The following is a 10,586-nucleotide window of genomic DNA, read 5'->3' on the forward strand; positions in this document are numbered from 1 at the left end:
AAGGGCCACATGCTCGACGGATTCACCGCCTGGCCGACGGAGTTCGCGGACCGCTACCGCGAACTCGGCTACTGGCGGGGCCGCACCCTCGGCTCGCTGCTGCGCGAACAGGCGCTCGCCACGCCCGAGCACACCGCCGTGGTGGACGGCGGCCACCGCTGGACCTACCGCGAGGTCGACGACCTCGCCGACCGGCTGGCCGCCGGACTGCACCGACGCGGGTTCACCGCCGGTGACCGGGTGCTGGTCCAACTGCCGAACATCGCGGAGTTCGTACCCCTGCTGTTCGCGCTGTTCCGGCTCGGCGCGGTCCCGGTGCTCGCCCTGCCCGCGCACCGCGAGACCGAACTCGTCCACCTGGCCCAGCTGTCAGGGGCGCGGGCGTACGTGATCCCGGACGTCCACCTCGGCCACGACCACCGGGCGCTCGCCCGCACCCTGCTGGCCGAGGCGCCACAGCTGCGCGAGGTGCTGGTGGCCGGCGAGGCGCAGGAGTTCACGGCGCTGGCCGAGGTGACCGCCGACCCGCTGCCGCTGGCCGGGCCGGACCCGTCGGACGTGGCGCTGCTGCTGCTGTCCGGCGGAACCACCGGCGCGCCCAAGCTCATCCCGCGCACGCACGACGACTACGTCTACAACGCCACGGCCGGCGCCGAGGTGTGCGGCTTCGACGCCTCCACCCGCTACCTGGCCGCGCTGCCGGTCGCGCACAACTTCCCGCTGGCCTGCCCGGGCCTGCTGGGCACGCTGAGCGTGGGCGGCACGGTGGTGCTCACCCCGACCCCAAGCCCCGACGACGCCTTCCCGCTGATCGAGCGGGAGCGGGTCACCGCCACCGCGCTGGTGCCGCCGCTCGCCCTGCTCTGGCTGGAGGCCGCCGAGTGGACGCCTGCGGACCTCGGCAGCCTGGAACTGCTCCAGGTCGGCGGGGCCCGGCTCAAGGCCGAGGCCGCCCGGCGGGTCGGCCCGGTACTCGGGTGTGCCCTCCAGCAGGTGTTCGGGATGGCCGAGGGCCTGCTCAACTACACCCGCGCGGACGATTTCGAGGAGTTGCTGCTGGAGACCCAGGGCCGCCCGCTGGCCGAGCACGACGAGCTGCGGATCGTCGGTCCGGACGACCGCGAAGTGGCTCCGGGCGAGACCGGCGAGCTGCTGGTGCGCGGCCCGTACACGATCCGCGGCTACTACCGCGCGCCTGAGGCCAACCGCGCCGCGTTCACCCCGGACGGCTTCTACCGCAGCGGCGACCTGGTGCGCCGACTGCCCAGCGGCCACCTGATCGTCGAGGGCCGGATCAAGGACGTGATCAACCGGGGCGGCGACAAGGTCCCGGTGGAGGAGGTGGAGAACCTGCTGGTCGCCCACCCGGCCGTGCACGACGCGGCGCTGGTCGGGGTGCCGGACGACGTGCTCGGTGAGCGCAGCTGCGCCTGCGTGATCGCCCAGGGCGCCGCACCCACCCGTGCCGAGCTGAACGCCCACCTCACCGGCCGCGGCCTCGCCGCGTTCAAACTTCCGGACCGCCTGGTCGTGCTGGACGCCTTCCCCCGGACCGCCCTCGGCAAGGTGAACCGGCGCGAACTCGCCGCCCTGATACGGGAGTCGGACCATGGCTGAGCACACGGAAGGCGGACTGCGCACGCTGTCCGCCCTGGTGGCCACCGAGCCGGGCATCCGCGCCCGGCTGCGGTCGGCCGCCCTGCTCGGCGTCATGGCCGGGGCCGGGGCGGTCGCGGGCTTCGTCTGCGCCGCCTACGCCACGGGCGGGCTGTTCAACGCCGATCCGTCCTTCCCGGTCGGCTGGACCGTCGGTGCGCTCGCGGCGCTGGTGCTGTCCTTCGCCGCCCGCCGGCTGGCCGACCATCTGGCGCACGAGGCCAGCTACGACTTCGAGGTCGCGCTGCGCCGCCGACTGGCCGACGCGCTGGCCCGGATGCCGCTCGGCGAGGTGCAGCGGCTGGGCTCCGGGCGGATCAAGAAGATCGTCCAGGACGACGTCAAGGCCCTGCACAACGCGGTGGCCGATGCCCTGCCGTTCGTCGGCTCCGGGATCGCCCAGCCGCTGGCCGCGCTGCTCGCCCTCGGCGTCGTCCAGTGGCGACTGCTGCTCGCGGTGCTGGTGGTGGTCCCGGTGGCGATCGTCTGCATGTCGCTGCTGACCCGGGACCACGCCGAGCAGCGGGCCCGGTACAACGCCGCCAACGAGCGGGTCAACGCGGCCGTGGTGGAGTTCGTCCAGGGCATGCCGGTGGTGCGGACCACCTTCGACGACGGCCGCTCGTCGGTCGGCCGGTTCACCGCCTCGGTACGGGAGTTCACCACGGCGGTGGCCGCGTGGATCGCCACCTCGCGGGCCTCCGGCGTGGTCAACCAGCTGTTCGTGGTGCCGCTGCCGACGCTGCTGGTGGTGGCCGCCGCCTCGGTGCCGATGCGCGCGGCCGGCTGGATCTCCACCACCGAGCTGCTGCTCGCCCTGATGACCGGGGCGATGCCGGTCGAGGCGGTGGCGCCGCTGATGCACCTGGCCAACCACCTCAACGACGCCAAGGCGGGCGCGGTGCGGGTCGCCGAGCTGCTGGCCGCCGAGCCCCTGCCCGCCCCGGCTCATCCGCGCGTGCCGGAGGGCTCCGCGGTCACCCTGGAGGGCGTCACCTTCCGCTACCCGGGCGCCGACCGGACCGAGCCCGTCCTGGACGGCGTCGACCTGGACATCCCGGCCGGTACGGTGTGCGCGCTGGTCGGCCCGTCCGGTTCCGGCAAGTCGACGGTGGCCCGGCTGATCCCGCGCTTCTTCGACGTCGAGGCAGGCTCGGTGCGCGTCGGCGGGGTGGACGTCCGCGACATCGCCGGGGACCTGCTGCTGAGGCACGTCGCCCTGGTGTTCCAGGAGCCCTTCCTGGTCGCCGGAACCGTCGAGGAGAACATCCGCCTCGCCCGGCCGCAGGCCACCGACGCCGAGGTCCGCGCCGCGGCCCTGGCCGCCGCCGCCCACGACTTCATCGTCGAAGAACTGCCGGACGGCTACCGCTCCCAGGTCGGGGAACGCGGCTCCCGGCTCTCCGGCGGGCAGCGCCAGCGGATCACCATCGCCCGCGCGATCCTCTCCGACGCGCCGGTCGTCGTCCTCGACGAGGCCACCGCCTTCGCCGACCCGGAGAGCGAGGCCGCCATCCAGGAGGCGGTGGCCCGGCTCACCCGCGGCCGGACCGTCCTGGTCATCGCCCACCGGCTCGGCACCATCGCCGACGCCGACCAGATCGCCGTGCTCGACCGCGGACGGATCGTCGAACGCGGCCGGCACGCCGACCTGCTCGCCGCCGACGGCCGCTACGCCCGGCTCTGGGCCCGCCACGACCGGGCGGCCGGCTGGGGGCTGTCCGGCCACGGTTCGAACGCCCAGGACGCCACCGGCGCCCAGGACACCACCGGAAAGGAGGCCGTCCGATGAGCCGGATCCTGCGCCTGATGCTCACCGCGGCCGGCCCGTACGCGCCGCAGTTCCGCCGCACCCTGCGGATCTCGGTCGCGGCGAGCCTGGTCCAGGCGGCGGCGTACGCGAGCTTCGTACCGCTGCTCGCCGAGCTCACCCACGAGCCGGTGGACACCGGCCGGGCCTGGCTCTGGACGGGGGTGCTGGCCGTCCTGGTGGTGCTCGAAGGGGCGCTGCGGGTCCGGGAGCTGGGCTTCACCTACGGCTACTGGCACCTGGTCACCGAGGCCACCAGACTGCGACTGGGCGAGCGGCTACGGGCGATCCCGCAGCAGGAGCTGGCCCGCCGGGCGGCCGGCGACCTGACCTCGGTGGTCGGCGCCAACGCGACCGCCGCGGCCACCGCCGTGTCCACGCTGTCCACCCTGTTCGTCCAGCTGGTGACCGTCCCGGCGGTGCTCGGCCTGGTGGTCGTCCTGCTGGACTGGCGGCTCGGACTGGTGCTCGCGGCGGCGGTGGGCGCGGCACTGCCGCTGGTCCGCCGGGTGCAGCGATCGTCCAACGCCGGCTTCCACGCGGTGGACGAGGCCGACGCGCGGACGGCGAGCCGGATCGTCGAGTACGTGCAGGGCCAGCCGGTGTTCCGGGCCACCGGGCAGTCCGGCGCCGGCTCGCCCCGGCTGAAGGAGGTGCTCGCCCACCAGCACCACGCCCAGTCGGCCGCGAACCGCTCGGCCGCCGTGCCCCTCGCCGCGGCCCAACTCCTGGTCCGGCTGGCCCTGGTGGCGCTGGTCGCGGTCGGCGCCGCGCTGGTCCTGGACGCCCGGCTCTCACCCGGGCTGTTGGTCGCCGTGGTGGTCACCGCCGCGCGGTTCGCGGAGCCGCTGAGCATGGCGGCCGTGATGACCAAGCTGTTCGAGATGTCCGAGGCCGCGCTGGCCCGGGTGGACGAGGTCCTCCGACTGCCGTCCCTGCCGGTCGAACCCGGCGGCACCGAACCCAAGGGCTTCGAGCTCCGGTTCGAGCAGGTCACCTTCGGCTACGACGGGCAGGAGCGCCCCACCCTGCGGGAGTTCGACCTCACCGTGCCCGAACGCAGCCTGACCGCGCTTGTCGGGCCGTCCGGCTCGGGCAAGACCACCGTCACCCGGCTCATGGCCCGCTACGCCGACCCGCAGCACGGCACCGTCCGGCTCGGAGGGACGGACCTGCGGACCCTCGAACCCGACGAACTACTGCGCCACATCGCCGTGGTCTTCCAGGACGTCTACCTCTTCGACGACACCATCCGGGCCAACATCGCCATGGCGAGGCCGGACGCCACCGACGAGGAGATCGAGGCGGCGGCCCGCGCCGCCAACGTGCACGAGTTCGTGGACCGGCTGCCGCAGCGGTACGGGACCAGGGTCGGCGAGATCGGCTCGGCCCTGTCCGGCGGCGAGCGCCAGCGCATCTCGATCGCCCGGGCGATCCTCAAGGACGCGCCCGTGGTCCTGCTCGACGAGCCCACGGCCGCCCTCGACAGCGAGTCGGAACTGGTGGTCCAACAGGCGGTGGAACGCCTGGTGGCCGGCCGGACGGTGGTGGTGATCGCCCACCGGCTGTCCACGGTGGTCGGCGCGGACCAGATCGCGGTCGTCGAAGAGGGCCGGGTCACCCAGCGCGGCACCCACACCGAACTGCTCGCCGAACCCGACGGCCGCTACGCCCGGATGTGGGCGGCCCAGCAGACCGCCCGCCGCTGGCAGCTGCCGGCGTCATCCGCCCAAGGAGCCGTCCAGCGCCCGAACGAGTCGGTCCGACCGTGATCCGAATGCGGCGTTCCGGCCCGCTTCCGGTGTTCGGCACGCTCCGCCGCAGTCGGGGAACGGCCTGATCAACCCGGCGACACCCAGGCCGGCCAACGGTCCCCTCGGGACGCCGGCCGGGGAACCACCCCGCGCTGGCCGGCCGCCACGGCCGCACGCACAGAGCGACCGGCCACCGAGCCGCTGGACATGATCTCCATTACCGTGGAAGGAGCCCAAGGTCCCCAGTGCGAGAGAGGCGCAGGCACCATGGCTGCTTCCGCGCCGCGCCCGCCGGCACGCCGGCGGTTACGGCTGGCTCTGCGCAGTGCGGCCGCGGGCGCACTCGCCCTGGTCGCGGCCTGCTCCGGCTCCTCCGGCGGAGGCGGTTCCTCTCCGGCCGCGCCGGGCGTGGGGGCGATCCAGGTGGTGGCTGCGGAGAACTTCTGGGGCAGCATCGCCGGCCAGCTCGGTGGTGAACACGTGAAGGTCACGAACATCATCAGCAACCCGGACGCCGACCCGCACGACTACGAGCCGACCGCCGGCGACGCACGCACGGTCGCCGGCGCCCGGTACGTGGTCGTCAACGGGGTCGGCTACGACGCGTGGGCGACCAAGCTCCTCGCCGCCAACCCGGTGTCCGGCCGTACCATGCTGACCGTCGGCGAGCTGGTCGGCGTCAAGGAGGGCGGCAACCCGCACCGCTGGTACTCCCCCTCCGACGTCCACCGGGTCATCGAGCAGATCACCGCCGACTACAAGCGGATCGACCCGGCCGACGCCGCGTACTTCGACCGGCAGAAGACCGCCTTCGAGTCGCAGGCACTCGGCCGGTACAACCAACTGATCTCCGACATCCGGACCAGGTACGCCGACACTCCGATCGGCGCATCCGAATCGATCGTGACCCCGCTGGCCGAGGATCTGAAGCTGAAGCTGCTGACGCCCGAGTCCTTCCTCGACGCCGTCAGCGAGGGCACCGACCCGACTGCCCAGGACAAGGCCACCGTCGACCAGCAGATCGGCGGCCGGCAGATCAAGGTCTACGTCTACAACCGCCAGAACTCCACTCCCGACGTCCAGGCACAGGTGAAGGCCGCCGAGGCGCAGGGCATCCCGGTCACCACGGTCACCGAGACCCCGGATCCACCCGGCGCGTCCTTCCAGGACTGGCAGGTCGGCCAGCTCCGGTCGCTGGAGCAGGCGCTGGCCACAGCGACCGGGAGGTAACGCGGTGAACCCGGTGGCGCGGTTCCGGGAGGCGGTCCGCCAGACCGTCCCGTCGGCCCCCGCCGCCGCGCGGTCCGATCCCGTGGTGTCGCTGCAAGAGGCGGCCGCGCGGATGGGCGGGCGGACGCTCTGGTCTGGCGTCGATCTGACCGTCGCCGCCGGGCAGTTCGTCGCGGTGCTCGGGCCGAACGGGGTGGGCAAATCCACCCTGGTGAAGGTGCTCCTCGGGCTGGTACCGGCCGGCGCGGGAGAGGTCCGGGTGCTGGGCCGGCCGCCGGGACACGCCAACCGCCGGATCGGTTACCTGCCGCAGCGGCGCAGCTTCGACACCTCGCTTCGGGTGCGCGGGATCGACGTCGTCCGCCTCGGCCTGGACGGCGATCGCTGGGGCGCACCACTACCGGTACCGGGCCGGCTGAGCGCCCGGCGACGCGAGCAACGGGCTCGGCTGGCCGAGGTGATCGAGCTGGTCGGTGCGTCCGAGTACGCCCGGCGCCCGATCGGCGAGTGCTCGGGCGGTGAGCAGCAGCGACTGCTGATCGCCCAGGCCCTGGTGCGCGACCCCGAACTGCTCCTGCTGGACGAGCCGTTGGACAGCCTGGACCTGCCCAACCAGGCGTCGGTGGCGGCGCTGATCGGCCGGGTGTGCCGGGAGGGGGGCGTGAGCGTCGTGCTGGTGGCCCATGACGTCAACCCGATCCTCGGCTATCTGGACCAGTTGGTGTATCTCGCGCCGGGCGGCGCGGTTGCCGGTCGCCCCAGGGAGGTGATCACCTCCGAGACGCTGACTCGCCTGTACGGGACGCCGATCGAGGTGCTGCGGACCTCGGACGGGCGGCTGGTGGTGGTCGGACAGCCCGAGGCGCCGGCCGTGCACGCGGATCGGCACGGATCCGGGGAGTCCGGCCATGGCCGCGGCTGAGTCGGGCTGGTCTTGGAACGTTTTCGCCGATCTGGCGCGGATCTGGTCGTACCCGTTCATGGTCAACGCCTTCTGGGCGGGCACCGTCGTGGCGGTGCTGGCCGCTGCGCTGGGCTGGTTCATGGTGTTGCGGCGGCAGAGCTTCGTCGGACACACGTTGGCGCTGGTGGGCTTCCCCGGAGCGGCCGGGGCGACGCTGTTGGGTGTCTCGGCGCTCGCCGGGTACTTCGCGTTCTGCCTCACCGCGGCTCTGGTCATCGCCGCCGTCCCGCGCCGGAGCGGTTTCGCCGGCGCAGAGGAGTCGGCGCTGACCGGCACGGTCCAAGCCTTCCTGCTGGCGTGCGGCTACCTCTTCGTGGCGCTGTACCGGGGGTCTCTGGGCGGGGTGAACGCCCTGCTCTTCGGCAGTTTCCTGGGGATCACGGCGACCCAGGTCACCGTGCTGGTCGTGGTCGCGCTGGTCGTCCTCGTCGCACTCGCAGCGGTCGGTCGCCGCCTGCTCTTCGCGTCCGTCGACCCGGACGTCGCCGCCGGGCGGGGCGTACGGGTCCGCCGGCTGTCGGTGCTGTTCCTGCTGCTGCTCGCGACGGCAACGGCGGCGACCAGCCAGATCACCGGCACGCTGCTGGTGTTCGCGTTGCTGGTGATGCCGGCCGCGACCGCGCAGGCGCTCACCGCCCACCCCGGGATCGGCCTCGCCCTGGCCGTGCTGCTCGCCGTCGTGGTGACCTGGCTGGCGCTGCTCGTCGCCTTCTACTCGCCCTACCCGATCGGGTTCTTCCTCACCACCTTCGCCTTCGGCGGATACGTGCTGGCGCGGGCGGGCCGCGCCGCCGTCCTCGCCCTGCGGCGGCACTCGCGCGCGGCCCCGGCCGCGCAGCCGGCGGTCGGCACCCCATGACCGGGCTCGCCGACCCCTTCTCCCAGCCGTTCCTGGTGAACGCCCTGCTGGCCGGGACGGCGATCGCCGCGGCCTGCGGGCTGGTCGGCTACTTCCTGGTGCTGCGCGCCCAGGTGTTCACCGCCGACGCGCTCAGCCATGTCGCCTTCACCGGGGCGCTGGCCGCGCTCGCCCTCGGCTACGACCTGCGGCTCGGCCTGTTCGGCGCGACCATCGCGGGCGCGCTGCTCCTCGGCGCGCTCGGCCGGACCGGGCGGGCCGACGACGTCGTCATCGGCAGTGTCTTCTCCTGGGTCCTGGGCCTCGGCGTCTTCTTCCTCACCCTCTACACCACGTCGCGCAGCACACACGGCAACGCCGGGGTGAGCGTGCTCTTCGGGTCGATCTTCGGCCTCTCCGCAGGGCAGGCCGGCGCGGCCGCCCTGATCGCGGCAGGCATCTGCCTGCTCCTGCTCGCCATCGCCCGCCCCCTGCTGTTCGCCTCGCTCGACGAGGCGGTCGCGGCGGCCCGCGGCGTGCCCGTCCGCCTGCTCGGCTTCGCCTTCCTCGCCCTGGTGGGCGCGGCCGCCGCCGAGGCGACCCAGGCGGTCGGCGCTCTGCTGCTGCTCGGCCTGCTCGCCGCACCGGCGGGCGCGGCCCAGCGGCTCACCAGTGGCCCGTACGGTGCCCTGGCGCTGTCCTGCGGCCTCGCGGTCGCCGAGATGTGGGCCGGCCTCGCCCTTTCGTACGCCGTCCCGGGCGTGCCTCCGAGCTTCGCCGTCCTGGCCACTGCCACCGCCGTCTACGCGACCGCCTTCGCCGTACGGCCCGGCCACCGTCACAAGATCATCCGGCTCCGCCCCGAGCGCGCACACTGGGAGGAGAGACGTGCTCGCCAGGCCCCTCGGGAGCCCTGAGCGAAGGGGGTTTCCATGCACCCCGCCGCCATCGCCGGCACCGCAGCCGGCCGTCTGCTCCACTACACCGTCTCGGGCGTCGTCGGCGGGCTGGTCCTGCGCGGAGCGGCACAGGCCGCACCAGCGGCGAAACCCGCGGCCCGCAGACTGCTGGTCAACGGCATCGCCGGCGGCATCGTGGCAGCCCGGTGGCTCTCCGGCGCCGCCGAGGAGGCCCGGCTCAAGGCCGGCGACGTGCTCGCCGAGGCCCGCTCCTCGCTGGGCGAGGAGGCCCCGCCGCCCTCGGCGGCCGAGGCGCACGCCCACGATCACGGGCACTGAGCCATGTCCGGGGTGATCGTACGGTCCGTCGCCGCGGGCCGGGTTCGCCTGACCGTGCCCTGGCTGCGGGCCCGGCCCGGCTGCGCGGGGCTCGTCGACGACCGGCTGGCCGGCCTGGACGGGTTCCGGGCTCTGCGGGTCTTCCCGCGCACCGGCAGCGTGGTGATCTGGCTGGGACCCGACCACATCGGCATGGAGCGCCTGGTCGCCCGCCTGGAAGAGCCGCCGCCCCCATCCGCACCGGCCTTGCCCAGCCGCTCGATTCCCGACTCCACCACCGGCGAGGTCGCCCGGCTGGCCGTCGGCGGGGCGGTCCTGGTCTTCGCGGCGTTGCGCCGCCTGCTGCTGCGCCGCCCACCGCTGGTGACCGGCCGGGCCACGGGCTTCCTGGGAGCGGTGACGGTCTTCACCGGCCTGCCGTTCTTCCGGGGCGCGCTGCGCACCCTGCTCGGCCGTCGCAGCCCCGGGACGGACTCACTGGTCACCGCCGCCACCGTGATCTCCCTGCTGCTGCGGGAGAACGTGGTCGCCCTCACCGTGCTCTGGCTGCTCAACATCGGCGAGTTCCTGCAGACCCTTACCCTGCGCCGCACCCGCCGGGCGATCGAGGACCTGCTCGCGATCGGCGAGGAGCGGGTCTGGTTGGTCCGCGAGGAGGGCGTCGAGGTCGAGGTCGCGCTGGAGCAGGTCGCCGTCGGCGACGTCGTGGCCGTCTACGAGCACCACAGGATCCCGGTCGACGGCACCGTACTCACCGGCGAGGCACTCATCGACCAGGCAGCCATCACCGGCGAGGCGCTACCGGTCTACGTCCGCGAGGGCTCCGACGTCTACGCAGGCACCATCGCCACCTCCGGGTCGGTGACCGTACGGGCCACCTCGGTGGGACGGGACACCACCGTCGGCCGGATCATCAGCCGCGTCGAGGAGGCCCAGGCCGACCGCGCCCCGATCCAGACCGTCGCCACCCGCTTCACCCGCCGCTTCGTCCCGATCTCCTTTGAGCTGCTCCGGCTTTCATGGAGTCCCTGATGTCTGGGTTTGTTACGATCCAGGCGTAAGGAGAACCACGAGCAGTGCCAGCACCCCGCAAGTA

The 10,586-nt window shown here is 73.6% G+C and carries 9 protein-coding genes; all 9 read left to right on the forward strand.

The genetic code is table 11. The features are described 5' to 3' along the window. Window positions 1–9 precede the first annotated feature (9 nt). Window positions 10–1,617, forward strand: coding sequence for a (2,3-dihydroxybenzoyl)adenylate synthase (locus tag ACIGG8_RS36865; protein WP_396552973.1), 1,608 nt, complete (start codon window positions 10–12; stop codon window positions 1,615–1,617). Further along, window positions 1,610–3,448 carry an ABC transporter ATP-binding protein gene (locus ACIGG8_RS36870; protein ID WP_396552974.1) on the forward strand — a complete coding sequence of 613 codons (1,839 nt, stop codon included), beginning with the start codon at window positions 1,610–1,612 and terminating at the stop codon, window positions 3,446–3,448. The genes ACIGG8_RS36865 and ACIGG8_RS36870 overlap by 8 nt, the downstream gene beginning before the upstream one ends. Continuing rightward, entirely contained in the window at window positions 3,445–5,238 is a 1,794-nt protein-coding gene (locus ACIGG8_RS36875) for an ABC transporter ATP-binding protein (RefSeq protein WP_396552975.1), read from the forward strand. The genes ACIGG8_RS36870 and ACIGG8_RS36875 overlap by 4 nt, the downstream gene beginning before the upstream one ends. A gap of 249 nt (window positions 5,239–5,487) precedes the next feature. Then, the gene (locus tag ACIGG8_RS36880) at window positions 5,488–6,450 is read left to right on the forward strand and encodes a metal ABC transporter solute-binding protein, Zn/Mn family (protein ID WP_396552976.1); all 963 of its coding nucleotides are present in this window, start codon (window positions 5,488–5,490) and stop codon (window positions 6,448–6,450) included. An 85-nt stretch (window positions 6,451–6,535) separates the two neighbouring features. Further along, a complete protein-coding gene (locus tag ACIGG8_RS36885) occupies window positions 6,536–7,372 on the forward strand; it encodes a metal ABC transporter ATP-binding protein (RefSeq protein ID WP_396552977.1) in 837 nt (278 codons plus the stop codon). Beyond that, window positions 7,359–8,273 (forward strand): metal ABC transporter permease, encoded by a 915-nt coding sequence (locus ACIGG8_RS36890; RefSeq protein ID WP_396552978.1) that lies wholly within the window; start codon window positions 7,359–7,361, stop codon window positions 8,271–8,273. Before ACIGG8_RS36885 ends, ACIGG8_RS36890 begins: the two co-directional genes overlap by 14 nt. Next, on the forward strand, window positions 8,270–9,169 hold the full coding sequence (locus ACIGG8_RS36895; RefSeq protein ID WP_396552979.1) for a metal ABC transporter permease: 900 nt from the start codon (window positions 8,270–8,272) through the stop codon (window positions 9,167–9,169). Before ACIGG8_RS36890 ends, ACIGG8_RS36895 begins: the two co-directional genes overlap by 4 nt. Before the next feature lie 15 nt (window positions 9,170–9,184). Further along, window positions 9,185–9,490, forward strand: a complete 306-nt coding sequence (locus ACIGG8_RS36900) for a DUF1490 family protein (protein ID WP_396552980.1) — start codon at window positions 9,185–9,187, stop codon at window positions 9,488–9,490. A gap of 3 nt (window positions 9,491–9,493) precedes the next feature. Further along, window positions 9,494–10,522, forward strand: coding sequence for a hypothetical protein (locus tag ACIGG8_RS36905; RefSeq protein WP_396552981.1), 1,029 nt, complete (start codon window positions 9,494–9,496; stop codon window positions 10,520–10,522). The last annotated feature ends 64 nt before the right edge of the window (window positions 10,523–10,586 follow it).

It is taken from the genome of Kitasatospora sp. NPDC085464 (assembly GCF_044541955.1).
Classification (GTDB): domain Bacteria; phylum Actinomycetota; class Actinomycetes; order Streptomycetales; family Streptomycetaceae; genus Kitasatospora.